The 23,851-nt window shown below is 52.9% G+C and carries 26 protein-coding genes and 2 pseudogenes; 1 reads left to right on the top strand and 27 read right to left on the bottom strand.

Going from position 1 to position 23,851, the window contains the following annotated elements; genetic code table 11:
* Positions 1-137 (top strand): annotated as a pseudogene (locus FH749_03480) (IS110 family transposase).
* Here FH749_03480 and FH749_03485 read toward each other — a convergent pair.
* The 27 genes and pseudogenes from FH749_03485 to FH749_03615 all read right to left on the bottom strand — a co-directional run bounded on the left by FH749_03485 (position 137) and on the right by FH749_03615 (position 23,762).
* The gene (locus FH749_03485; GenBank protein MTI94538.1) at positions 137-883 is read right to left on the bottom strand and encodes an SIS domain-containing protein; all 747 of its coding nucleotides are present in this window, start codon (positions 881-883) and stop codon (positions 137-139) included. The pseudogene FH749_03480 and the gene FH749_03485 sit on opposite strands and share 1 nt — an antisense overlap.
* 110 nt (positions 884-993) lie before the next feature.
* Positions 994-1,728, bottom strand: coding sequence for an SIS domain-containing protein (locus tag FH749_03490; protein MTI94539.1), 735 nt, complete (start codon positions 1,726-1,728; stop codon positions 994-996).
* The gene (locus FH749_03495) at positions 1,706-2,497 is read right to left on the bottom strand and encodes a PHP domain-containing protein (GenBank protein MTI94540.1); all 792 of its coding nucleotides are present in this window, start codon (positions 2,495-2,497) and stop codon (positions 1,706-1,708) included. The genes FH749_03490 and FH749_03495 overlap by 23 nt, the downstream gene beginning before the upstream one ends.
* 4 nt (positions 2,498-2,501) lie before the next feature.
* Positions 2,502-3,722 carry an N-acetylglucosamine-6-phosphate deacetylase gene (gene nagA, locus FH749_03500; protein MTI94541.1) on the bottom strand — a complete coding sequence of 407 codons (1,221 nt, stop codon included), beginning with the start codon at positions 3,720-3,722 and terminating at the stop codon, positions 2,502-2,504.
* Positions 3,723-3,732: 10 nt separating this feature from the next.
* Positions 3,733-4,485, bottom strand: a complete 753-nt coding sequence (locus tag FH749_03505) for an SIS domain-containing protein (protein ID MTI94542.1) — start codon at positions 4,483-4,485, stop codon at positions 3,733-3,735.
* Between the two features lies 1 nt (position 4,486).
* On the bottom strand, positions 4,487-5,764 hold the full coding sequence (locus tag FH749_03510; protein MTI94543.1) for a hypothetical protein: 1,278 nt from the start codon (positions 5,762-5,764) through the stop codon (positions 4,487-4,489).
* On the bottom strand, positions 5,764-6,255 hold the full coding sequence (locus FH749_03515; GenBank protein ID MTI94544.1) for a PTS sugar transporter subunit IIB: 492 nt from the start codon (positions 6,253-6,255) through the stop codon (positions 5,764-5,766). Before FH749_03515 ends, FH749_03510 begins: the two co-directional genes overlap by 1 nt.
* 16 nt (positions 6,256-6,271) lie before the next feature.
* Entirely contained in the window at positions 6,272-6,679 is a 408-nt protein-coding gene (locus FH749_03520) for a PTS sugar transporter subunit IIA (GenBank protein MTI94545.1), read from the bottom strand.
* Positions 6,680-6,762: 83 nt separating this feature from the next.
* The gene (locus tag FH749_03525) at positions 6,763-7,590 is read right to left on the bottom strand and encodes a PTS system mannose/fructose/sorbose family transporter subunit IID (protein MTI94546.1); all 828 of its coding nucleotides are present in this window, start codon (positions 7,588-7,590) and stop codon (positions 6,763-6,765) included.
* Complete coding sequence (locus FH749_03530; protein ID MTI94547.1) at positions 7,583-8,353, bottom strand: PTS sugar transporter subunit IIC; 771 nt, start codon at positions 8,351-8,353, stop codon at positions 7,583-7,585. Before FH749_03530 ends, FH749_03525 begins: the two co-directional genes overlap by 8 nt.
* Before the next feature lie 58 nt (positions 8,354-8,411).
* Positions 8,412-9,164, bottom strand: coding sequence for a GntR family transcriptional regulator (locus FH749_03535; GenBank protein MTI94548.1), 753 nt, complete (start codon positions 9,162-9,164; stop codon positions 8,412-8,414).
* 94 nt (positions 9,165-9,258) lie between these two features.
* Positions 9,259-10,344: a Gfo/Idh/MocA family oxidoreductase gene (locus FH749_03540; protein ID MTI94549.1), complete on the bottom strand. Its 1,086-nt coding sequence runs from the start codon at positions 10,342-10,344 to the stop codon at positions 9,259-9,261.
* Positions 10,334-11,020, bottom strand: coding sequence for a deoxyribose-phosphate aldolase (gene deoC / locus FH749_03545; GenBank protein MTI94550.1), 687 nt, complete (start codon positions 11,018-11,020; stop codon positions 10,334-10,336). Before deoC ends, FH749_03540 begins: the two co-directional genes overlap by 11 nt.
* A gap of 12 nt (positions 11,021-11,032) precedes the next feature.
* A complete protein-coding gene (nagA, locus tag FH749_03550) occupies positions 11,033-12,199 on the bottom strand; it encodes an N-acetylglucosamine-6-phosphate deacetylase (GenBank protein ID MTI94551.1) in 1,167 nt (388 codons plus the stop codon).
* A 169-nt stretch (positions 12,200-12,368) separates the two neighbouring features.
* Positions 12,369-12,594: pseudogene (locus FH749_03555) on the bottom strand (thioredoxin family protein).
* 23 nt (positions 12,595-12,617) lie between these two features.
* Positions 12,618-13,763, bottom strand: coding sequence for a permease (locus tag FH749_03560; protein MTI94552.1), 1,146 nt, complete (start codon positions 13,761-13,763; stop codon positions 12,618-12,620).
* 26 nt (positions 13,764-13,789) lie between these two features.
* Positions 13,790-14,116 (bottom strand): helix-turn-helix transcriptional regulator, encoded by a 327-nt coding sequence (locus FH749_03565; protein ID MTI94553.1) that lies wholly within the window; start codon positions 14,114-14,116, stop codon positions 13,790-13,792.
* Positions 14,117-14,210: 94 nt separating this feature from the next.
* On the bottom strand, positions 14,211-15,488 hold the full coding sequence (locus FH749_03570) for a glycine--tRNA ligase (protein MTI94554.1): 1,278 nt from the start codon (positions 15,486-15,488) through the stop codon (positions 14,211-14,213).
* Between the two features lie 311 nt (positions 15,489-15,799).
* Positions 15,800-16,099 (bottom strand): hypothetical protein, encoded by a 300-nt coding sequence (locus FH749_03575; protein ID MTI94555.1) that lies wholly within the window; start codon positions 16,097-16,099, stop codon positions 15,800-15,802.
* Between the two features lie 148 nt (positions 16,100-16,247).
* Positions 16,248-17,060 carry a TIM barrel protein gene (locus tag FH749_03580; GenBank protein ID MTI94556.1) on the bottom strand — a complete coding sequence of 271 codons (813 nt, stop codon included), beginning with the start codon at positions 17,058-17,060 and terminating at the stop codon, positions 16,248-16,250.
* A gap of 33 nt (positions 17,061-17,093) precedes the next feature.
* Entirely contained in the window at positions 17,094-17,450 is a 357-nt protein-coding gene (locus FH749_03585) for an ATP-binding protein (GenBank protein MTI94557.1), read from the bottom strand.
* A complete protein-coding gene (locus tag FH749_03590; GenBank protein ID MTI94558.1) occupies positions 17,443-18,696 on the bottom strand; it encodes a DUF1576 domain-containing protein in 1,254 nt (417 codons plus the stop codon). Before FH749_03590 ends, FH749_03585 begins: the two co-directional genes overlap by 8 nt.
* A 53-nt stretch (positions 18,697-18,749) precedes the next feature.
* Positions 18,750-19,079: a hypothetical protein gene (locus FH749_03595; protein MTI94559.1), complete on the bottom strand. Its 330-nt coding sequence runs from the start codon at positions 19,077-19,079 to the stop codon at positions 18,750-18,752.
* Entirely contained in the window at positions 19,069-20,352 is a 1,284-nt protein-coding gene (locus FH749_03600; protein MTI94560.1) for an MFS transporter, read from the bottom strand. The genes FH749_03595 and FH749_03600 overlap by 11 nt, the downstream gene beginning before the upstream one ends.
* Before the next feature lie 28 nt (positions 20,353-20,380).
* A complete protein-coding gene (ptsP, locus tag FH749_03605; protein MTI94561.1) occupies positions 20,381-22,108 on the bottom strand; it encodes a phosphoenolpyruvate--protein phosphotransferase in 1,728 nt (575 codons plus the stop codon).
* Positions 22,109-22,219: 111 nt separating this feature from the next.
* Positions 22,220-23,392: a hypothetical protein gene (locus FH749_03610; GenBank protein ID MTI94562.1), complete on the bottom strand. Its 1,173-nt coding sequence runs from the start codon at positions 23,390-23,392 to the stop codon at positions 22,220-22,222.
* Positions 23,393-23,450: 58 nt separating this feature from the next.
* Positions 23,451-23,762, bottom strand: coding sequence for a hypothetical protein (locus FH749_03615; GenBank protein ID MTI94563.1), 312 nt, complete (start codon positions 23,760-23,762; stop codon positions 23,451-23,453).
* Between the last annotated feature and the right edge of the window lie 89 nt (positions 23,763-23,851).

Consider the following 23,851-nt stretch of genomic DNA (forward strand, 5'->3'; position numbering starts at 1 on the left):
ACAGCCTTGATGAGATTGCGTCCATGGATACAGCGGAACTTGCCGACTACTTGCAGATAAAGGGTAAGAATCGGTTCAATTCTCCTGAGAAAGTAGCTGCCTGTATCCAAAAAGCGGCTCGTTCATCATACAGACTCTAAGTTACGCGACCTTCGTATTTTGCCCGCAGGGCTTCGTTGCGCTCGTCAGCACCCTCGATATTCTGGCTCATATAAATCGGGGGCTCGTAATTACGCTCCAATAATAATCGCAGGGTCTCGGCATTCAGCGATTGAGCGATAAACACATTGGCCACCGAAGAACCGCCACAGACCTTCACCGGCAGTTCCGGAGAGCTGAGGATGGCGTCACCGTGGGGAACGCAATTGTCGATTACTACATCAGCAACTTCAAACAGACGCTTGCCGCTGGGGTGTCGGGATTGCGACTTGCTGGAATGATCCACCGAAGTGACCGCCGTCAAATGCAGCCCCCGGCGCTTGGCCTCCATGGCGATTTCCACCACGGAACCGTTGATACCGGAATTGGAACAGATGATAAAGCTGTCCTGAGGACGAATGTCATGGAGTTTTAGGAGAGCGAGACCGTTGTCAGGGTTACGCTCGGTGGCCGGATCCTTCAGCTCCTCCGCGGAGATAACGCCGCTCAGGGCCAGTTGATCCAAAAGCACTGCGTTAAAAGGAACCATGCCGCCAGCCCGGTGGGCCAATTCAATTGCAAAGGATTTGGAATGCCCCGGCCCGTATACCTGAACAACGCCGTCATTGGCAATTACATCTGCCATCACCGCGGCCGTTTTCTTGATGTTTTCCATCTGTTCAGTTCGGACCCGCTCAATAATTTTTTGCGCTTCGTCAAAAAACATTTGTGGATTTATACTCATCTTTACACTCCCTCTATAATTTTTTTTATTACCTGTTTATTTTGATACAGACATCTATACCACTAGAGGCAAAAGTAATTGTTGTTGTACTGGATTAGCCAAGTCTTTGACTAATACCGTACTCTCCCCCAGTACTTTCTAATTAACTGTTCATTAGGCGAATCACTGTGATTAAGATTTCCACTCAAGAGCACTGGCGGTTGAATCCCTTTCTCTATAAGCGCTTCAATTGCCCGCACAATAATTAGATGAATAATAAATGTTGCGCTGATATTCGATGTAGGGCCAATCGGTGCCTCCAGACCTTCAAGTTTAACGCTGGCATCACCCAACTCGCCGCAATTGTCAATGACCAAATCCGCCACATCTGTTAACTTTTTTCCACTGGAGTGGCGAGAATCCATTTTGTCGCAATATGCCCTGGACAGGATAGCGATAACAGGCACCTGTCTGCGCTGAGCTTCCCAGGCCACATCAATTGGCGCCGCATTACGTCCTGAATTAGATATTACGATTAAGCAATCTTGGGGGAGCGGTTTGTGGTAGTCGAGAATGATTTTGCCCCACCCTTCCATTCGTTCCGCAAACTTAGCTTTGCTAGCCTGCTCATTACCAGTCAGACTGGGTTCCAGAATTACATTAACCGGAGCCAACCCCCCGGCCCTAAAGGCGATTTCCTCTGCGACCATATGAGAATGTCCGGTCCCAAATGTATGAAGCACACCGTCATCAGCCAGGCGATGTGCAACCAAGTTCCCTGCCTCAATGATTGCCTCCATTTGCGTGTTCCGGACCCTGTTTAGAACTTCATCAACTTTGCTGCTAAAGGCAGCCGTTGCTTTCACTAAGACCTCTCCCTTCTGGAAAACGGATACTCATGTCCTGCTCTACAGCATAGGTCAGATTTCTGCTGAGGCCGACCTGTTTTAAAGCAGCGGGCACTTGCCAGTCCCGGTATTGGGCAAGCCGGAGCAAGCGTGCATCGATGTCGGCGTTTAGCTCCGCAATTGCTTCCGGGTTGGTCCAGAGTCGAAACTTTCCCTCCCGGACTAGGGCGGCCAAATCTCGCTCGTCCTTTGCCGCGCGCTCAAGCTCTATGGCATACAAGCCCAGAGCTCCAGTGTGATGCCCATCGGAAGTGGCCACCAAAGGCAGATTGCAGCGTCGTTGCAGCTCGGCAATCGGTTGCTGCATATATTCCCGAATACTGGTGCTGTATACTTCAATGGCATCAAATCCTGCCGCCAGGATATCCGGGCGGACTTCGGTGGACCAGCGGAAGGGATGGGCAAGAATCGCCGCCCCCTGATGCTCTAGGACAGCCTTGATTAGCTCTGCAGGAGGCATCAGCGGATAAAACAAGCTGGCATCAGGAACTCCCAGGACAACAATATGCTCCTCCCAGCTGATGCTGACCTCTATACCACCGAAGATACGAATCGTCGGATAGCAGCGTTGCAATTCGGCCAACTCTTCCCGGGACCACAGATAATTATGCTCGGCCAGCACAATTGCGTCCAGGCCGGCGTCGATTGCCGATTCCACCATGGCCTCCGGGGTGGCCTTGCCGCAGTCTGAGTACTTGCTGGTGTGAACATGCAAGTCTACACGCATGACATTATATTTCGGTGCGGTACAGATTTGTGGCAGACTTATCGGGTGTTTTATGCCATACTCCCCGCACACAACAATAAGTTACATTGTAGTCTTTATCCAGAACTGTAATATCGGCATCTTTGCCCGGCTCCAGTGTCCCTTTGCGTTCCAAAACACCGGCAACCCGGGCCGGATTGGTGGCCGCAAGACGGGCCGCCAGCACCGGATCGTGCCCCAGGGTTTCGACAATAGTCCGGAACCCCACAGGCATCAGGCAGGTACTGCCGGCAATCGTGCCATCGGGCAATCGGCTGACACCTTTATCATCAATATTGATTTGGCGCCCCAAAAATTGATAATCTCCCGCCGGCAGACCTGCTGCCAAAACAGCATCGGATATCAGATAGAGATTATCTTGACCCTTGCAGCGCAGGGCAATTTCAATCGCCAGCGGATGAACATGGATACCATCGGCGATAATCTCGCATGTTACCCGGTCATCAGTCAGATAACTGCCGGTCACTCCCGGCTCCCGGTGATGGAGAGGAGTCATCGCGTTATACATGTGATTGGCCACAGTGATTCCGGCGTCAATCCCCTCCGTCATTTGTTCAGCAGTGGCGTCAGTATGGCCACCGGCCACCACATAACCCCGCCTGCACAATTCTGCAATCAATTCCAGACCGCCGGGTATCTCGGGAGCAATTGTAACCCGTCGTATTAGTCCCGGCGCCTGCTCTTCAAACAGAGATAATGTTTCCAGACTGGGCGCCAATAAATATTGCTCTGGCATTGCACCTTTTTTGGCTTTATTTAAGAATGGGCCTTCCAAATGCAGCCCCAGCATCTCGGCCCCGGCTTCATTACCGGCTTCAAACATTTCTGTTTGTCTGTCGGTTGCCCCTTTTACCGCGGCAAGGGCAGACAGAAACACTTCCATCTCCGAGGTGGCGGGAGTTGGGTAAAAAGATGTGGTGCCATTATAGGCAAGAATCTTTGCCATCTTCAAGGCCGCTTCCGGCGTGGCGGTATCCCAGCCGCCGGCGCCGTGAATGTGCAAGTCGACAAACCCGGGAACAATCAGATCATCGCCCATATCATAGTTTTCTAAGCCACGCGGCGCCACCCCGGGCTGGATGCTGACAATACGGCCACCTTCAACAACGATATGGCCGGAAATCATCGCCTGGGGTGTGACTATTCTGGCGCCCGAGAGTGCAAATTTTTGTTGTTGCACCAACATGCGCCTCCTTTCATCTTCGCAGGTACGCTGCCAGCTGGGGCAGACGTTCCAGATACTTTTCAATCATTTTTGCGTTATATTCAGCGCTTTCATCTAAATTGCCGCTCATCAGCACAGGCGCCTCTAGACCGGAGTCGGCCAATATTTCTACAGTCTCAGCGATTAATGCCTGGATAATATAAATTCCTGTCAAGCTGGAAGTGGCGCAGAACGGCGCTCCCACTCCCTCCCGACGCAAAATCGCGTCACCGGGAATGCCGCAATTGTCAATCACCACATCCGCCAGCTCATAAAGCTTTTTCCCGCTTTCATGGCGGGAGGACACCGCTTGGGAATGGGCCAGGGATGTGATAGCCACAACATTTAATCCCTGCTCCCGGGCCAGCATCGCCGTCTCTATTGGCACCGGGTTGCGGCCAGAATTTGAAACAATGATTATTGTCTCCCCTTTGTGCAAAGGCTGGTTGACCAGGAGTGCCCGGGCTAGCCCCGGCACTTTTTCCACGGCGCTGCTCTTGGCGCCGCCTTCATGCAACAACAACCCCGGCTCAAGGATGGCATTAATCAGCAGCAGACTGCCGGCACGGCTGTAAGCTTCCTCAGCAACCATCTGAGAGTGACCGGTGCCAAAGACATGGATGAGGCCGCCGCTCTTGATAGACTGGGCGCAAAGCGCCGCTGCCTGACAAATGTTGTCGCTTTGGGTTGCGCGCACTTTGTTGAGAAATTCCAACGACTGCTCCAGATAATTATTGGCGGACATGCTAACCCTCCTGCTCCTGTTTGCTGAGCCCAGTTAGAATTGCGGCGGCCGCGTCAGCAAGTTTTTCTCCAAACCCCTGGGCCAGGGGCGAAGAAAGGGTTTCATAGCCGCCCTGTTCATAGGCAATCGAGTCGGGGATATACCCCAGGTAACCATTACTGTAGCCAGCAATAATATTGTGTCTAAAGGGAGAGTTATCCTCAATCCTCTGCCCCAGCGCTGAAAACAGTTCTCCCGGGACAGTCACCAATCCAATACCCCCCAAACGCCAGGCAACAAGCTCCGCCTCTGTTTCAAGCTGGTCCTGGATCTGCGCACGCTGCATCTGGACCATGGCCCCTTCCATTCCGGTTTGGGCCTGACGGAGTTCAGCTGCTGTAGCGCCCTGGGCCATAAGCTCGTCAAGACGCTGCTTCCATTGGGCCAGCTCCGCTTCGCTATCTTGCTTGCTCACCGGCGGTTTTAGCGTAGCGGGCAGCGTTTGCACTGTTACCGCCAAATCCGCATCAGCGAATTCAAGTTCTGCACTGAGGGCGACCACATGGGCGCCCAGGATCATCCCCAATCGCTCAACTTCCGCATGGTTCTGCCCCCGACGGACAAAGCGAGTGCTGATATCTCCGCAGGCGCCGTTAATAAAGCCAACGGTGGTCCGGGGATAGATTTTCTTGATGAGGGAGGCAGCTGCCCCGGGATACTCGGCAGATACCAACAGGTTGTCCGCACCCAAAACAGTAGGATGGCAGGGAAAGTTGAAGAGCAGCGCTTTTAAATTGCCCGCGGCGTCTTCAAACCCAACCACCGTTAGCTGGGTATCCATCGTGGCCTCAGCTTGACGCCGATTGGCGCCAATCCCCTGGACAGAAGTTGTCGCTGAGCCTGCCCGCACCGGTTCCAGATTTTCTTTGGCCATGAGCAGACTGCCGGCCAACGCTTTTAATAGCCAATTAATATATTCGGGATCGGGCGGGTTGCCGAGACCGGCCCGGGAAAATGTCGCTGGCCCGGAATGGGTGTGACTGCAGGCCACAATTATCTGCTGCTCTGGAATTCCCGTCAGCCGGCTGGCCTCCGCCTGTATCATTTCGACCTGCTCCCGATTCAACATGAGAATATCGGCAGTGATCAAACCAGTCATAACATCTCCATGGGCAAATACAAAGCCGCGGGCAAACAGATTCGTTGCGACTCCGTTGCCCGGCAGCTTGCGTGCGCCGTAACCACCCATATGCACGGGTATATTCGGCGTAATGTCTATCTCACTACAACCAAGCTTCATTACAAACCCTTCTTTTTCATAAGTTCGAGAAAATCCTGAGGTGTGTCGGAAGTCATCATTTGGGAGGACAGTTTCCCTGCTTTTTCGGCAATAGCCCGATAAACAGAGGCCTGTTCTTCAGTTACAGCCACCGAGCGGGTGACATGCACCGGTTTGGTACCGGGTAGCATCGCCTGGTTGCCTACATTTACCTCCTGGGGCTCGACGCCCGCCTCCAAAAGCGCTAAAGCGTCTTCAGGGAACTTGGCGATGATCATTATTTTCTCTTTTGCAGCTTTTTCGCTTTTGACGTATTCTACCGTTTCCGCTATCGAGAGCACCGAGGTCTTAATCCCCCGGGCAGCCTGGGGCAGAAGCATCTTCTGCACAGGGTCGTTGGCAACTTTATCATTGGTGCAAATCATGTGGTCGGCACCAACCCTGCTTACCCAGGAAGTGGTAACCTGTCCGTGAATCAATCTGTTGTCAATCCGCAAATGTACGACCGGCATCTTTCCAACCTCCTATTTAATTGTTCCCGGAAAATACATCCGAGAGTTTCTGCACGCCCTGTCCGGCAGCTGTGGCACATAAATCGGCGACATCGGCCAAATCCTTGCCCATGCGTGCAGTCAGCACTTCCAGCAGCATCGGCAGACTGACACCAGTGACAACGTCCACATTAAACTCCTCATGGAGCAGATAAGCCGCAGTGTTGGCCGGACTGCCGCCAAAAAGATCGGCAAGCACCAGCACACCGTCACCGCTGTCCAGCTCCTTGACTGCCGCCCGAAGCGTTTCGCCGAAACTTTCCGGACTCATCTCCGGCTGCAATCCTTCCGCCCGCACCTGCTCTTGTGCACCCATGATCATTTCAGCGGCGTTGAGCAGTCCGGCTGCCAAGTCACCATGACTGATAATCAGCACTCCTAACATAATAAAACACCATCCCAACAGTTACAGTTTATTAATAAATGGGGTGGGATATACCCACCCCACTATAGGTTAACCATCTTTGTTTAGAAGAAACCGACTGCGCTGCCGACGAAGGCAATGACAACCAGAGCGAGCAGCACCTGGAGCGGCTTCCAGTTGCGGCCCTTGAGCAGCCAGTAGGCAAGGCCAACCAGGGCGAGGGGGATCATGTATGGCAGAATCTGGTCGAGAACTTCCTGCAGCCGGACAACGTTCTCGGTCAATTCGCCTTCGATTTCAACTTCTTGGGTCCACTCCAGGGCGGAGGTAATTCCCAAGATACTGGGGATGAAACCGCCGATAACGGTGATACCCATGATAGTTGCCCCTTCGGTCAGGCGGGCCAGACGGCCGCTGCCGGAGACCTCAGTGACTACGTTCATACCCTGCTGATAGCCGAGTTTGAACAAGCCAAGCTGGGCGAAAATACCCCAAGCGATACCAAAGGCCACCACAAGCCAGAAACCGAGGATATTGCCTCTGAGGGCGAAGTCCGCTGCAAAGATGAAGATCAACGGACGGGTAAGGATGGCATAGAGGGTGTCGCCAATACCGGCGAAGGGGCCCATCAAACCAACCTTCAAACTGTCGACAGCATCGCCGTCTGCGCCCTCTTCTTCCATCGCCACAGCTGCGCCCATGATTGCGGCGCCCATTGGCGGGTGGGTGTTGAAGAAGTTAAGGTGACGTTGCACTGCGCCAATCAAATCATCTTTGGACTTGTTGACTTTCTGAAGGATCGGCAGAATACCCCAGGCAAAACCCAAGGCCTGCATCCGCTCATAGTTCCAAGACCATTGCAGCGTAAGGATATAACGCCACATTGAGCTCCGTGCTTCTTTGGATAAACGCTTTTTATCGTTATTAGGCATTCTCAGTTCCTCCCTTCACCTGCATAAAGAGAGCTGCCAAGGCGGTGGCGGCAATCGCGATACCAATAACGGGCACGCCCAGGTACGCAAACAGTACAAAGCCGATTGCCAGGAAAGGCAGGTACTTCTTAACGGGTAACTGAGCTAACAATAGCGCAAAACCAAGGGCCGGCAGGATAGCGCCGGTGGTGCGCATGCCATTCATGAACCACTCAGGCATCCATTCCATGAAAGAGGTGACAGCGCCTTCGCCCAGCCAGATGGCCAGGAACACGGGGATCGCCCGGGTCAGGCCCCAGGGAATGTGCCCCAGAAGGTGCATCATGGTCATGCCACGGAAATTGCCCTTTTCTACGTGCTTGTCAGCAGCGTGGATAAAACCGGTGGTAACGGCGCGGCCGAAAACGTCCAACTGAATCATCAACATGGCCGCGGCGACAGCAATTGTCAAACCGGTTTCAATGCTACCGGTGGAGACACCAAAGGCGGTGCCAAGAATCGCGCCGACTTGGAAGTCTGGGATTGAAGTTCCCCCATAGGTGTGCATACCCAAGGACATCAGAGTCAGAGTTCCACCGACGTACAAACCAACACTTACATCACCAACAATAATTCCTGTAATCGTTCCAGCAACAAGCGGTTCTTGCCAGCTGATACCGGGGGACAAGTTGATAACGATACCAACATACGCCCAAATCGCCAGTATTAACGCAATACCAATGCCTAAGGTTTCGACGTCCAAATTTACTCCTCCCTTATTCAAGAATTTTGTCCTGACAGCAGATAGGTCCTAGCTTACCCTGAGAATCACCTCCCCAAGATTAACGTAACAGGTGGACATGAAACTTGTATCGGTCAGCCCGATACAGGGATTTAACAAACTCGATGACTCTGCCATTCTGATCTAGGGTTGAGCGCTCTAACAGCAAAAGCGGGGCGCCCCGGGTCACGTTGAGCATTGCCGCCTCCCGCTTGGTGGCGACAGTTGCTTCCAGACTTTGCTTGGCGCTTTCGAAAGAAATATTGTATTTGGTTGTCAAAAGAGCATACAGGGACTGCCCTTTTAAATCGTCTTCAGTTAGTTCAGGGAATCGTCCCTGGGGTAGATGACAGCGCTCATAGGCCATGGGTTCGCCATCTGCCAAACGCAAACGTTCCAGCAAGATGATTCCTTCCCCTTCAGCAATCCCCAATTTGCGAGCAGTATTCTCGCTTGCCTGCTCCTGTTTCATTGCCAAAATCCGGGTCGAAGGCACCATGCCCCGTTGCCGCATATCCTCCGTAAAGCCGGTAAGCTTCAACAACCCCTGCTCCACCTTGGGCGGGGACACGAATGTTCCCATCCCCCGTTTACGGACCAAAAAGCCGTCGTTGACCAAGGCAATCGTCGCTTGCCGCACAGTCATGCGACTGAGTCCGTATTTTTCCGCCAACTCCCGCTCAGAAGGTAATTTATATTCCGGGCCATACTGACCGCCTTTAATTGTATCGGCAATCAGTTCCCGCAACTGATAGTAAAGGGGCGTCGGGCTGGATTCATCTAGTTTTTGGTCTGGCAGTTCAATCAGCGGCATGCCCACACCTCCAGCCAGTCATCTAGTGGTCTATACCTCTCACATATACTATTCGTGAATTATTACCGATTTCCTGCTTGCAACAAAAATTTTTTTATGTTTTTTTAGCTGAGTCATAAGCGGCCTGTACAAGCAATTGCGTCTTCACGCCTTCAGCCAAATCCGGGGTGCCCACAGGCGCTGACCCCGTCTGCACAGAGCGCAAAAACCAGGCCAGACTGGCAAAATGACTGTCCAGCATCCACCCCATCGACAATTTGGCAGGCGGCACAAGCGGTTGCAAATGTCGCTCAAACTCATCAGCTTCGCCTTCAGGGATAAATTCCCGTCCGGATACATCATAACAATGGGGAACAGGTTTGTCGGGAGTGATGTGAACTGCACCATTGCTTCCGTAAATCTCAAGCCGTAATCCTTCACCGCCCACAGCAACCCGGGATACTTCAACTGTCCCCCGGGAGCCGTTTTTCAAACCCAAAACCACCAAAGCATGATCGTCCACATCCACCTTCTCCATGCCTTGGGGCCACTTGCGTTCCTTAACTACAGTCTCGGTCCAAGCCTGCACCGATTCGGCCTCCGCCAACATAAACCGCACCAGGTCCAGGAGATGGCAGCCCAAATCCATCAATGCTCCGCCCCCGGACATTTCGGCCTGTAAACGCCAGCTCCCCGGTCTGGCCGGATTGAGATACCCGGCATGGTAGAGCTGAAATCGAAATGAGTGAATACGCCCCAGCAATCCCTGGGCAATCAGCGTCCGGGCCCGGGCCACCGCCGGCAAAAATCGCAGCACAAAGGCCCCTTGCAATAATTGCTCTGTGCCCACCAGCTCCTGCTCCAGGGCGGCAGCCTCCTGACCGTCGGCGGTTAGGGGCTTTTCATAATAAATGTGCTTTCCCGCTTTTGCCACAGCTATAACTTGCTCTTTATGCAGCCTGTTTGGCGTGCAAATATCTACCACATCCAGCTCCGGAAGCCCCAGAAAGCGGTCCAAGTCTTGTTCCACGTGCTTAAAACCAAGCTTATGTCCAAAATCTGTTTTGCCAGGATCGGTGGTGAGAAGCGCCGCCAAATTGAGGGGTGGCACCGGCGGTGACAAAACAGGCATACAACTGATTGCCTGAAGATGGGTGCGGGCAATTCCCCCCAAACCAATCAAACCGTAGTTAATCTGCATTGTTTGCCTCCCCGGCCGTCAATTGGGCGAGAATTTGTGGTCCGGCACTGGTGCCAATCCGATTGGCGCCAGCTGTAAGAAATTCTTGAACCTGTTCCAATGTCTTAATTCCGCCCGAGGCCTTAACTTGTATGCGCCCCTCGGCAAGCTGCGAAAACAGCCGCACATCTTCAACCTGGGCACCGGCAGGGCCAAAGCCCGTTGACGTCTTAATAAAATCGGCGCCGGCAGCAATTACCTGCTGGCAGGCCTGGCGTTTTTGTTCGGCGCTGAGATAACAAGTCTCCACAATTACCTTGACCGGCGCTTTACCCTGGGCGGTCGCCACCACCGCCTCGATATCCCGGCGGTAAAAATCTAGATCGCCGGACACCAGGGCGCCGATTTGCGCGACCATGTCAATTTCCCGGGCTCCGTCGGCCAAGGCCTGCTTAGTTTCCGCCACCTTGGCGGCAGTGGACGCCCCCAAAGGGAAACCGATTGCAGCGCCCGGCGCCACCCCGGTGCCCTGTAAACAGTCTGCGACCACTGGCAGCCACTGGCTGAGGGCCGATACGAGAGCGAAGTTATGTTCAACAGCCCGGGCACAAATCTCTTTAACTTGCTGGGCGGTGTATTCGGGCCGCAAGACGACCACGTCAATCTTCCTGGCCAGCGTATTCGCATCGAGGATCATGTGTTTTGCCTCCTACTTATGTATTATTCTCTTACCGGCCAACAACGTTGCCAAGACCTGATATTCACTGTCTAAAATCACAATGTCCGCAACCTGGCCCGGGGCGAGACTACCCCTGTCATCGAGACCGGCTATTCGGGCGGGCGTGGCGGAGGCCATTGTAATAACATCTTGCTCACCATAACCCAATGCCAACATATTCCGAACGGCCTGATCCATAGTCAAAATCGAGCCCGCCAGCGTATTGGCCCCAATCACGGCCTTGCCATTTCGGACCACGGCAATCTGTTCCGAAATTATGTATTCTCCCGGAGGGCATCCGGTTGCCCGCATCGCGTCGGTAATCAGACAAACCCTCCCTGGCCCCAGGCAGCACATCAGCACATCAATTGCCAGGGGATGGACGTGATGGTAATCGCAAACCAATTCGGCGCTGACATCAGCCCCCGCCAGAACGCCGCCAACCACCCCAGGGTCCCGATGGAGGAACGGGCGCATGCCGTTGTAAAAATGTGTAATGTGGCTTGCACCCAAATCAACCGCCCGGGACAAATCCCGGTGGCTGGCATCGGTGTGGCAGATGCAAACGCTAATCCCCGCTGCCCGCAAACGTTCGATTACTATATCCGCCCCGGGCAACTCTGGCGCCAGCCCGACAAAGCGAAACAGGCCGGGGAAACGCTCCACCCAGGACGCCAGCAGCTGCCAGTCGGGCATCCGCAAATACTCAGGCCGAAAAGTACCCCTGCGGGCCTCGCTGACAAAGGGACCTTCGAGATAAACTCCCGGCATCCAACTGCCCTCAGGGTTAGGGTCACTGCTATACGCCGCGAGAGCGGTAACTGCCCGTTCCATCTGCGCCAAATCACCGGTGGTAATAGTGGCTAGTAAAGTGGTGGTGCCATGTCTGGCAAAAAAAGCCGTGACTTCACCGATGCGCCCAGGCGGGCAATCATAAAAGTCCAGGCCTAGGGCTCCATGGACATGTAAATCGACAAACCCGGGCGCAAGCGTCGCGTCGGGGAAATCAAATTGCTCCGCTCTTGGCACCAATTTCCGGGCCTGCTCCGCATCAGGGCCACAGTAGATAATCCGCCCGTCCCGGACGGCAAGGGCCGCAGGACTGACTTTTTCGTTAGGCGTAAGCGCCCGCTTTGCCGTCAGCAAAAATTCTGTCATATGTCCCTCTCCTGCAATAATCCGGTGGTCTATACCTCTATACTAATTTTTATTCTACGCACATTCATATATTCCTGCCGCCAAATTAAAAATATGTAGAACCCCGTCGAATTATGTAGAGCGCCTGCCTTTCAGCAGACGCTCTGTCTTTTTCCCATGTCTATCGTGTTTAACTTAGCAATTTTGAAATCTTTTCCGGAGACAAGACCTTGCCGCTAGCCTTTACAACGCCATCAACCACCAGACCAGGGGTCATTAAAATACTCCATTATCTCCTTAACATCAGTTACTTTCTTGACCTCCGCCTCAATGCTCAGTTTTTCCAGGGCTTTACGGACATTTTGCTCCAAAGTAACACAGCTTGGGCAACCAGAGCCTAAAATTTCAATCTTCATTTTTACTCACTCCTTGCATTTTTTTAGACTATATGACCGTAGACCATTCCGGCAATCGTGGCCATTATCACTACCAGACCGACAAATGTCGCAGTTTTTTTGGTGCCAAGCACACTGCGAATCACCAGGATGTTGGGCAGACTCAGTGCGGGACCCGCCAACAATAGGGCCAGCGCCGGACCATCGCCCATGCCGGAGCCCAGTAAGCCTTGGAGAATCGGCACCTCGGTCAGCGTAGCAAAGTACATAAACGCGCCCACCACCGAAGCAAACAGGTTGGCCTGCAGAGAATTGCCGCCTACCAAAGTGGCAATCCACTCACCGGGGATGATGCCGGCATCGGCTTCCGGCCGCCCCATTAAGAAACCGGCCATCAACACACCGACAAAGAGCAACGGCAGAATTTGCTTGGAGAATCCCCAGGTGGTGTCCACCCAAGATGACAACTCCTCCCTGTTAAACCACCTAATCAACATTAGCGCGAGTACTGCCAGCAAACCTGCAGTCAGATACCATTTAATTGACCAAATAGCATTGAAAAAACCCACCGGTTCGGCCGGGCGCCCCCAGGCGGCGAAGACTAGAATCAAGACCATGGTTAGGAAATAAAGCCCGTTTTGAAGCCCAGAGCGTTTTGCCGCATCTGCCTCCAAAAGGTCGGCTGCAGAGGATGTGCCACGCTCCGCTTCTTCACGCCTAAAGATCATAGCCATCAACAGGCCAATAATAATCGAGAACACAATCGCGCCAATTGCCCGGGCCACCCCCAGCTGCCAACCGAGAATGCGCGCGGTGAGAATAATTGCCAGCAAGTTGATTGCCGGGCCGGAGTACAGAAAAGCGATGGCCGGACCAATCCCCGCCCCCCGTCGGTAAATTCCGGCAAACAGCGGTAAAACTGTACAAGAGCACACCGCCAGGACAATCCCTGAAACCGAGGCCACCGAGTAGGACACCCACTTCTTGGCCTGGGCCCCAAAATACTTAATCACTGCCCCCTGACTGAGAAAATTGGCAATTGCGCCGGCGATAAACAGGGCCGGCACCAGGCAATGGAGCACATGTTCCCGTGCGTATTCCTGGAGCATGTGGAACGCTTCCAGTATCGATGCCGAAACCCGGGGATTGCCAAAGGGCACATAATAGGCGGCCAAAAACACCGCCACCATCAAACCCAGTCGTTTCCACTCAATTTTCACTTGTTGCTCTCCCCTTCCAGTTCAATCCGTTTCGCCTCCAGATCGGCCTTTAGCACCTGATCAAGACAGGTGAGAAATCCGCGCACGCAGGTGGTACGCAGGCTATAGAAAACCATCAAACCTTCCTTGCGGCTCTCGACAATGCCTGCTTCTTTTAGCACCGCCAGATGTTTGGACACTGAAGACTGACTCTCCTCAAGGCGGGCAACAAGATCGCAAACACAAACCGCTTCACCCGGCACCAACATGTCAAGAATACGCAAACGAGTGGGATGGCTGAGGGCCTTAGCAACAGCGGCCCGTAGCTCAAAGATATCGGACATAGTTCACCTCCATATATTCCATTATAGGAATATAGTAATATAGTTCCCTGGGAGTTGCAAGCAAAAATGCCCCGCCAGAGGCAGGGCATTTCCATTACATGTCCAGTTTGTCCCGCAGCGCTGGCAGCAGCTGGTCGATTGCCACCCGCTCTTGCTCCATGCTGTCCCGCTCCCGGATAGTCACAGCCTGATCGTCAAGGGTATCAAAGTCCACGGTCACACAATATGGTGTGCCGATTTCATCCTGTCGGCGATAGCGCTTGCCGATACTACCGGTTTCATCATAATCCACGGCCATGTGCTTTGCTAGCAGCGCGAACACCCGCTGGCTGACTTCCGCCAGCTGTGGCTTTTTCGATAGGGGTAAAACTGCTGCCTTGATGGGAGCGATATCGGGATGAAACTTCAGCACCACCCGCTCCGGTTCCTGGGTATAAGCATCCACAAGGAAAGTGAGCAGGGCCCGGTCCACGCCCGCCGAGGACTCAATACATATAGGCACATAACGCTGGTTGGTGGCGGTGTCAAAATAACTCAAATCTTTGCCGCTGTGGTTTATATGCTGATCCAGGTCGAAGGTGCCCCGGTGGGCAATTCCCTCCAACTCCTGCCAGCCAAAGGGGAATTTATATTCCACATCTTCGCAACTGCGGGCGTAATGGGCCAATTCGTCCGCTTCATGGGGACGCAGGCGCAGATTTTCCGGATTCACACCCAAATCCTTATACCATTGGAAGCGCTCTTCTACCCAGTATTTATAATACTCATCCGCCTGGTCATGGGGCACAAAATATTCCAGTTCCATCTGCTCAAACTCCCGGGTGCGGAAGATAAAGTTTCCTGGAGTAACTTCGTTGCGGAAACTCTTGCCGATCTGGGCAATACCGAAGGGCGGTTTTTTGCGACTGGTGTTTTGAGTGAGGGCAAAATTCACAAAGATGCCCTGGGCAGTTTCCGGGCGTAAAAACACCTCTGCCGCGCTGTCTTCCACCGGCCCGGCATGGGTTTTGAACATCAGATTAAATTTACGGGCAGGGGTGAGCTCGCCGCCACAGTCGGGACAGGTTTCAGTCTGCTCAAGGTGATCGGCCCGATACCGGCGCCGGCATTCACGACAATCCACCAGCGGGTCGGTAAAATTATCCACATGGCCAGAAGCCCGCCAGACATCGGGATGCATCAATATGCTGGTGTCGCTGCCCACCACATCCGAGCGCATCTGCACAACCGCCTTCCACCAGGCCTGTTTCACGTTTCGCTTGAGTTCTGCCCCCAGCGGACCATAATCCCAGCAACTACTAAAGCCGCCATAAATCTCACTGCTTTGAAACACAAAGCCCCTCCGCTTTGCTAATGATACAATTTCGTCCATTTTCTTTTCTGACATCTAATTGCCTCCTTTCATATAAAAAACCGTCCCTGAATCAGGGACGGGTCCTTTGCCCGCGGTGCCACCCTGGTTGGTCGCTATGGACCCACCTCACCTGACCCGTTATCGGGGGTCAACCGGCCGCTGTTAACGGCAGCTCCAGAGCGCCTTCTCCTGTAACTTCGGGCTTGCACCGTCCCCGAATCGCTGAGTGGCCAGGATACTCTTCTCCTTCTACGCCTTGGCAATATTTTACCCCTTGGCGCGGTAATTAGTCAAGGAACAAAAAAGAGCGGATCAACCGCTCTGATTTGTCAACTCTCGCCGTTTTGCAGCCGCATCAGGATCTCGCCGTAGCCACCTTCACCATATTCAAGACAACGTTTGACTCGACTGATGGTTGCGGTGCTGGCGCCGGTAGATTCCTCAATCTTGTGATAGGTAAACCCTTCTTTGAGCATACGCGCCACTTCCAGACGCTGGGCCAGAGATTTGACCTCATTGACTGTACATAAATCCTCAAAGAAACGATAACATTCATCCATATCCTGCAGAACCAAAACCGCGTTGAACAGTTGCTTGATGTGACGCTCCTCTAATTTTTCCAGTTGCACACTTGACACCCCCGTAGGATGTGAATTATTTCTTTAAGATTATATTCGTTTTAAAGCGTTAAACTCCTGCTGCATGCAAAGATTTTTCCGGACTTTTTTCTCCACTTGCATTTATATATCAATATAAGGCAAATGTCAAACTCGTCACCTAAATGTAAAGATTGTCCTGCAAGTTTTGCAACTTTTCGAAGCTGGCGGTAAGATTGTCCGAATCACCTTTGACTTCCAGCGCGGCACAAATGTCCGACGACGAAAACTCAGCCACGAGCGGCGCAAAGGCAATCTCGCCGCTGCCCACAGGCAAATGCGTCCCCTGATCAAACGGCAAATCAGATCGTGCGTCGCTGAGGTGCAGGCCGGTTATCCGCAGACCGGCACTAAACGAGATTATCTCATCGACACCATAACCGTCATAGACATTATGGGATACATCAATCAGCACCCCCAGCTCCGGGAATCTCTGAACAAACCTCCGAAAGTCCGCAAGTCCGTCGAAGATAAAAATATCCCCGCTGACGTGGGTCTCCAGGGAGAACGTCACACCCCGGGCAGCAAATCGGGGCAACCAGCGCTCCACCAAACCTGCCAGTTGTTCCTTTGAATGCTTGCGACCCACCTCGGTCAGACGTGGCGGATGGAAGGAAACATCCTCAAACCCTGATTTAACAGCCCGGTCCAGTCCCAGCGCCAACCGCTTATCCAGGCGACGACAATCTCGCGCATCTACCAGCGGCCGAACACCGCCAATATGATAGGTTAGGCGAAAATCAGTAAAAGCTGCCGGTATAGCGTCCAAATCTAAACCCAGCTTCTGCTCATAAAGCCAGGGTGTTATTTGGATGCCCGGGCAACCAAACTCTTGCGCAAGGCGGGCGAGAAACTGCCACTTTTCCTGGGCATCCCCCAGGCTGATTAGGTTTTCGAGATTGTCATCGCCAAAATCATCCATGGCAAGATACATTAATCCTTCCCCCCGAAAAAAAGTCCGGACGCTTTAAAACCAGCGCCGGACCCGAATAGTTGTCCCCTTGCCGGGCACGCTCTTAACCTCCGCCTCATCCACCAACATACCGACAATGGTAAGCCCGGAACCATATCCCGACACTCCGGCCAGGTCACCATAATATTCTTCCAATTCCTCCCTGCGCGGTTGCTGCAGCAGCCCCTCCACCTGTCGGACAGTTTCACGGTCCATACCAACACCATCGTCATCAACCTTGATTTCGATATTGTCCGCCCGGGCCCTGACCTGAACATCAATTTTTCCCGCTCCAGCGTTAAAAGAGTTGCTGACTAATTCGTCAAGAATTCCCCGTGCCCATCTGCGTTCACTTGCCTTGATCTTAGTCATCCCTTCTCAACCCCCTGTATATTGCTACAATTGCAGTGGCGATCAAGCCGCCCGAGAAACCATTATTATAGAGGTTAAGCCCGCCATGAACCGCCCCAACGTTATGCACAACAATCATGTGTAAAAACCCTGCTGCGACCGCTGTCAGATTGCCAAATTGCAGGGTCAACGGCGCCATGGTCGTGGCAAACAAACCGGCCAGCTGGGCACCCGGACTATCAACCGGGAAGTGAAACACCCAGGAAGCCAACCACACCCCGAACATCAGGGGCACAATATTCCGCGGATGCTTGCCAAAGGCGCCAAAGCCAATCATCGTCAGGACACCGCCGGCGGTGGGACCGTTCACATCACCGCCAATCAACAACAAGTAACCAAGACCGACAAGACCGACCAACCCCATATTAATCAAAGCCGGACCAAACCCCGCCAGACTGATAAAATCCGTGACCAAAGTGCCGGGGTGGGCAAGGATTTCCCGATACCCGCTGAATCGGCCCCGGTTAAAAATCAAGCCCAGGATAATCAAGCTTAGGCAAAGTCCCAGCACCAAAAAGGAATAGGTGGTCGTGCCCTCGGTGTCCCACAATAGCTTGGCCGGCACTTCGCTGCCCAGTCCCCGCAGGAATGAGACAACAAACAGGCCGACAAACCCGGCGGTAAAGCCCAAGTTATATAGGTTGAAACCCTGATGGTTTCGCAGCAGATGGGCCGCCAACGGTGAAAGGATAAACCCAGCCACTATTCCAATAATAATTCCCGCGGGCAACCCAAGGCCAGAGCCAAAAGCGGTCTGGGACACCACCGGCCCCAAGGCAGTGCCAAACAGAGCCGGCAGGATGTGCCTCCGTAACCCGCCCCCCTCTACTTTTGCATATAACCAAACCCCGAAGAAGATGGGGAAGATGTTAAATATATTCTTGCCAAATAGACCAAAGCCCACCATAGTCATAATCGCTGCCATAGTTGGCCCCGTAATATCGACATGGAGCACAGTAAGGAGCAGCAGGCCAATCAGGCCGACAAGAGCCGCATTAACCAGAGCCGGGCCGGGCCCGGCCAGCGCCACATAATCACTGAGCAAACGACTGGGATGGGTAATTATCTGGTTAAGCCCGGAAATCGTTGTCCCCCGACCCCAGACAAGACCGACAACCAGCATCGCCACCAGCAACCCTAACAAAACCAGGCGCCTTAAGTCATCTTGGATTAACGGGCCAAAACGTTCTTTCCACAATTTTCGCATTCAAAGGACCCCTTATTTCTGTCTGGTCCAATTTTTCCCCCTGGCCATGGGAATTATGAATCCTGTTCTTTTTCTTGCTTCAATGCCGAAAAGCCTGCGGTCAGAAACAGCATTGCCGATGGGAAGAAATAAAGCGGGGCAGTAATCAGACCGCCAGCAGCTGTGGCAATGAGCAATTTTCCGCTGCGTCCGGGTTTGCTTTCCCGGCTCAGCGTCGCCCAGAGGGCAATGGCGCTGAACGCACTGAGCATAATTACCTGATAATAGTTAGTACTTACACCATCAACTGTCCCGGGTTCTCCATAGCCCGCCAAAGTAATTAGGGCAACCACAAAACCCAATCCGGCGCCAACAAAACCCTGCCAATTTTGTTTAAAGTTCATGCCTGCTCTCCTTTCGCGTTTCATACATAAAGAGACTCGCCACAAGCGCTATAAGCGCCAATATAATATAGATACTGAATGCCGACTGAAAATCCTGCTGGGTGTAGATAGGGACACCATCGCGAATTGTACCATCCCACAAATTGTCCAGACGCCAGCCAATCAGTACGTTGGCTAGGGCAGTGGCCAGAAACCCGGCAATATTGACAATGCCTGTGGCGGTTCCGGAAAGCTCAGGATGGTTGACCTGCTTGGTGTTGGCGAAGCAAAGCATAAACGAGATTCCCAGCATGCCAACTATAAAGTATAAGGGACCGACCAATACCAACGGCGGCATGCCCCCGGCGAAAACCACCAAGTACAGCCAAAACCCGCTTACCGCTGCCGCCGCACCGACAATCGGCAGCTTTGTGCTGCCCAGCTTGTCCGCCGCCCACCCCACCAAGGGAGAGCCGGCAAGAATCCCGAGATTGAGCAAGAGCACATAGCGTGAAGCTTGCGCAGTGTCGATGCCGTAGACCTGGGTCAGATATGGCACCCCCCAAAGTCCTGAAAAGGACATCACCCCGCTCATCAAACCAGCGATAACGAAAAAATTAATCCAGGTACCGGGAGTGGAGACGACAATCTTGACACTTTTTAACAAGCCAAATCTGGGTCGGGCTGAGCCGTTACCCTGCCCGACAAAACCTGCACAGGCCGGGCTATCCACCACAAACAACCAAATCGCGGCAACCAGTAGCAGGGTAATGGCGCCAATGAGGATGAAAGAGTGACGCCAGCCAATCGCCAGTACCAACAAGACCAAAGGTGTAGTCGCCAATATGCCGCCCAGGTTGCCAACAAACGAGGACATACCGGTCATAGTTGCATAGCGATTTGGAGTAAACCACACCGCTTGGATTTTCAGAAGCGATAGGAAGATAACTGAAACACCCAACCCCACCAAGAGTCGGGCGGCATAGGCCATACCCACTCCCGGAGCGAGACCAAAGATGATTGAACCCACCCCGGCCAAAAGCATCCCCCAGAACGTGGTCATCCGGGGACCGACAAAATCGCTGAACAATCCTGATGGCAATTGCATCAGGCCATAGGCGAAAAAATACATCGAGGCGAGATTGCTGAGCTGGGTACCAGTAAGTCCCAGGTCCCGGGTCAAGTCGTCGGCGACAACTGCCGTGGAATAACGATGAAAGAATACAATCAAGAAGGCAAACGCCAGAATGCCCCAGTTCATCCAACGGCACATTTCGAAACTTCTGTTCTTCATCCTCTACCACCTTCCAAAGGAAAGACCCCTAGCTGGGGTCTATAATTTCAGCAAACTCTTTCCGCAGCAGCTCTTCTATCTGTTTGCCATCGGTATAATTTTGGACTTCTTTCCAGATTTCCTGACACCGTTTGCTGTCTAAGGAGCGGATCAGGTTTTTAACCACCGGAATGCTGCTGGCGCTCATACTAAACTCATCCATTCCCATGGCCACCAACAAAGGCGCGGCAAGGGGTTCGCCAGCCATCTCCCCGCACATACCGACAAAAATCCCGTGCTTATGGCCGGCCTGAATAACATTGTCAATTAGGCGCAGGACCGCCGGATTGAATGGGTCATACAGATACGATACTTGTTCGTTCATCCGGTCAGCGGCACAGGTGTACTGAATAAGATCGTTGGTGCCGATACTAAAGAAATCCACCTCTTTGGCAAACTGATCGGCCACCACGGCAGCAGCCGGGATTTCAATCATAATCCCCAGCTTATAATCCTTGGAGAATTCTACACCTTCGCTGGTCAAATCAGCCTCAACCGCTTGCAAAATGGCTTTCGCCCGGCGGACTTCATCCAAAGTCGCGACCATCGGCAGCATGATCCAAGCATTCCCATAGACTGCTGCCCGGACAATTGCCCTGAGCTGAGTTTTAAAGAGCTCCGGGTTATTAAGGCAGAGGCGAATCGCCCTGTTGCCCAGGAAGGGGTTGAGCTCCTCCTCCATTTGCAAATAAGGCAATTGCTTGTCGCCACCAATATCCAGGGTGCGAATAATTACCGGCATATCGCCGAAGGACTCCAAGACTGTGCGGTATGCGTCATACTGTTCCGCTTCCGAGGGCATGTCTTTGCGGTCCATATATAGAAACTCTGTGCGGTAGAGGCCGACGCCCTGGGCACCGTTGGCCAGTGCACCCTCGACATCGTTGGGAGTTCCGATGTTGGCAGCCAGTTCAAAAACTTTGCCGTCGGCGGTTTCGGCTGGCAGATCCTTCAACTTTGCCAATTCCGCCTTGCGGGCCAGTTCTTTCTCCCGCTGCTGGGAGTATTTATCTAAAGTGGCCTGGTCGGGGTTAACTATAACCTCGCCCTTATTACCATCAACAATTACCATGTCTCCATCTTTCACCTGGTCGGTGAACTTCCCGGCGCCGACAACGGCCGGAATTTCTAGCGACCGAGCCATGATTGCGCTGTGGGAGGTGCGGCCGCCAATTTCAGTGACAAACGCCAAGACGTAACGCTTATCCATTTGTGCTGTATCTGATGGCGCTAAATCCCGGGCGAAGACCACCACCGGTTTGGAAAGTTGACCGAGAGCGCCTGTTTCTACACCCAAAAGGTTATTTACCCAGCGCCGGCCAATGTCGCGGACATCGGCTGCACGTTCGCGCATGTATTCGTCGTCCATGGCTGCAAACATCTCTACATACTTTTCTGCGGTATCCGCCACTGCAGCTTCGGCGTTGCTGCCATTGGCGATTGCTTCGTTTATTCCTTCTGTAAGCATCGGGTCTTCCAGCAGCATCAAATGGGCGTCAAAAATAGCCGCTTCTTCAGCGCCGGCTTTGGCAGCCAACCCATCCCTGATTTGCTCCAGCTGTTCCCGGGTCTGGGTCCTGGCAGCAAGCAGACGCTTTGCTTCCGCTTCCTGTTGTTCCGGAGCCACCTGGTGACGGGGGATTTCCACGTCTCCTTCTGTCAGGCAGTAAGCTTTGCCAATCACTATTCCGTTGGATGCAGCGATACCTTGTAACATAATTAATTCTCCTCTCGATTAAATAACTTCGTACATTATAGCATAATCATTTGCTTGTTCATAACATAAAAACGCCGGGACATCAATAGTCCCGACGTTAAACATCGTTATTTACTTCTTTACAACCCAGACAATTGCTGCCGCCAAACCAACCGCCAAAGTGCCCCAGAGCCAATAATTGCTCTTTTCTTGCTCTTCGCCGTCTGTATCATCCATGGCAGCCAAATCCACAGCTGCTTCTGCTGTCCGCTCACCGGTTGGCAAAATCGCGGCATCTTCTTCCGCATAATAGTTGCCGATATACTCTACATCATCGTTGTCACGCAGGAATTCTGCCTGCTCAAGGGTCAGCTGGGCAACAATCATGTTACCCTCAACCTCGAACTCGATGTCTTCGGCACTCAGGTAATCAATAATCCGTTCCAAAGAAGCCTGATAACCTTCTGCATACAATTCATTCAGGGCAACGTAGAATTCTTCGAGGCGTGGGTCCTGATCGGTTGCCGGCCTGATCACATCGCTGGCGACCGGTTCATCTCCATCGACGGCATCCGAACCGTTACCGTCAACGATGGTCTTTTCAGCAAGATCGGGCTCAACGGCCGGCCCAATCGCCGGTTCTCTGGCCCCAGTGGCGTCGTCCGCAGGCTCCGGAGTATCTGCAGGCTCAGTTTTGTCGGCGGGCAAGGGCAATAATTGTGGTTGCCGGCCTTCTTCAGTAGGTTGCCCGGGCTCACGTCCATCATCATAACCCTGGAATCCCGACTGACCTCCCCCGTCATAAGTCGGAAGATCCCTGGCTCCGCCCGGTTGCAACTGGGTGGGTGCCTCCATGTCATATTCTTCATACAGTGCCCTGATGCGCGCTTCCAAATCGGCGCTCAACTGGAAACGGGGCATGATGAGCACAGAAATCATTTCTCCCTGCACATCGGTCTCCACAGGTAGGATTTCGGCCTCCATCGAAGCGATTTCACTTTCTTCGGCTTGTAATGCCTGCAGTTCCTCGTTGGTTAGCAATTCACCACTCTCTGTATCCATGGCCACCATGCCACGCAGGAAATCTTCGTTTTCGGTGACAAAGTAGGCAACCAGCAGCTGGCGGTCAAGCTCTACAAGTTTCAGTTCACGGATACCGTGAAGTTCAAACTCCTCCACTTCCAACCCATAGGTTTCTGCGAAAAACTCCTCCAGCAGGGCAGAGCTGTCATCTGCTAAGACAGGTGCAGCAAACACTGTCAGGGCCAAAACTAAAGTTAACACAACAGCAAATGTTTTTTTCATAATCCGTACCCCCTTTCGCCTGTAAGACGCAATAACCAGGCAAATGGTTCAAATAAATTTACTCAAATCTGCGGGTGTTAATCGCCTCTTTTTCTAAGAGATAGCTCTCTATATCATCAATACCGGCCATGCCGGCAATCGAAAGCAGAAAAATAAGGCAGTCCACCACCTCATAGGCCAGCTGGCGGCGATTATCTTCCCCAATTTTACCGTCCCGGGTAATCCGCCACACCTCGTGGGCCAACTCCCCCACCTCTTCGCTAAACAAAACAAATTCCTGCTCCAGACTGGTGCCATCAAAACCCCGGCATTTTTTCATCTCAGTTATGTACCCGATGAGCGCATTTAGCTCCATGTTTTGCGGCTGCACTTCAGTCACCCCCATATGGAATTAATAATATCAAATTCAGCGCCAGTAATACAGCCCGGCTCAGCCACCGGGGATGTATCTAGATCAGC

This window comes from Bacillota bacterium (assembly GCA_009711825.1).
Taxonomy (GTDB): Bacteria; Bacillota; Proteinivoracia; order UBA4975; family VEMY01; genus VEMY01.

Coding starts and splice junctions, on each gene's coding strand:
- nagA (MTI94541.1), bottom strand. CDS start 3,722: ATGTTGGTGCAACAACAAAAATTTGCACTCTCGGGCGCCAGAATAGTC.
- FH749_03565 (MTI94553.1), bottom strand. CDS start 14,116: ATGTCCGATATCTTTGAGCTACGGGCCGCTGTTGCTAAGGCCCTCAGC.
- FH749_03520 (MTI94545.1), bottom strand. CDS start 6,679: ATGTTAGGAGTGCTGATTATCAGTCATGGTGACTTGGCAGCCGGACTG.
- FH749_03600 (MTI94560.1), bottom strand. CDS start 20,352: ATGAAGAACAGAAGTTTCGAAATGTGCCGTTGGATGAACTGGGGCATT.
- FH749_03525 (MTI94546.1), bottom strand. CDS start 7,590: ATGCCTAATAACGATAAAAAGCGTTTATCCAAAGAAGCACGGAGCTCA.
- FH749_03535 (MTI94548.1), bottom strand. CDS start 9,164: ATGCCGCTGATTGAACTGCCAGACCAAAAACTAGATGAATCCAGCCCG.
- FH749_03560 (MTI94552.1), bottom strand. CDS start 13,763: ATGGTGGCGGTGTTTTTGGCCGCCTATTATGTGCCCTTTGGCAATCCC.
- FH749_03585 (MTI94557.1), bottom strand. CDS start 17,450: ATGACTAAGATCAAGGCAAGTGAACGCAGATGGGCACGGGGAATTCTT.
- FH749_03505 (MTI94542.1), bottom strand. CDS start 4,485: ATGTCCGCCAATAATTATCTGGAGCAGTCGTTGGAATTTCTCAACAAA.
- FH749_03580 (MTI94556.1), bottom strand. CDS start 17,060: ATGTATCTTGCCATGGATGATTTTGGCGATGACAATCTCGAAAACCTA.
- FH749_03495 (MTI94540.1), bottom strand. CDS start 2,497: ATGCGTGTAGACTTGCATGTTCACACCAGCAAGTACTCAGACTGCGGC.
- FH749_03540 (MTI94549.1), bottom strand. CDS start 10,344: ATGCAGATTAACTACGGTTTGATTGGTTTGGGGGGAATTGCCCGCACC.
- deoC (MTI94550.1), bottom strand. CDS start 11,020: ATGATCCTCGATGCGAATACGCTGGCCAGGAAGATTGACGTGGTCGTC.
- FH749_03590 (MTI94558.1), bottom strand. CDS start 18,696: ATGCGAAAATTGTGGAAAGAACGTTTTGGCCCGTTAATCCAAGATGAC.
- ptsP (MTI94561.1), bottom strand. CDS start 22,108: ATGTTACAAGGTATCGCTGCATCCAACGGAATAGTGATTGGCAAAGCT.
- FH749_03595 (MTI94559.1), bottom strand. CDS start 19,079: ATGAACTTTAAACAAAATTGGCAGGGTTTTGTTGGCGCCGGATTGGGT.
- nagA (MTI94551.1), bottom strand. CDS start 12,199: ATGACAGAATTTTTGCTGACGGCAAAGCGGGCGCTTACGCCTAACGAA.
- FH749_03610 (MTI94562.1), bottom strand. CDS start 23,392: ATGAAAAAAACATTTGCTGTTGTGTTAACTTTAGTTTTGGCCCTGACA.
- FH749_03515 (MTI94544.1), bottom strand. CDS start 6,255: ATGCCGGTCGTACATTTGCGGATTGACAACAGATTGATTCACGGACAG.
- FH749_03570 (MTI94554.1), bottom strand. CDS start 15,488: ATGGACGAAATTGTATCATTAGCAAAGCGGAGGGGCTTTGTGTTTCAA.
- FH749_03485 (MTI94538.1), bottom strand. CDS start 883: ATGAGTATAAATCCACAAATGTTTTTTGACGAAGCGCAAAAAATTATT.
- FH749_03510 (MTI94543.1), bottom strand. CDS start 5,764: ATGAAGCTTGGTTGTAGTGAGATAGACATTACGCCGAATATACCCGTG.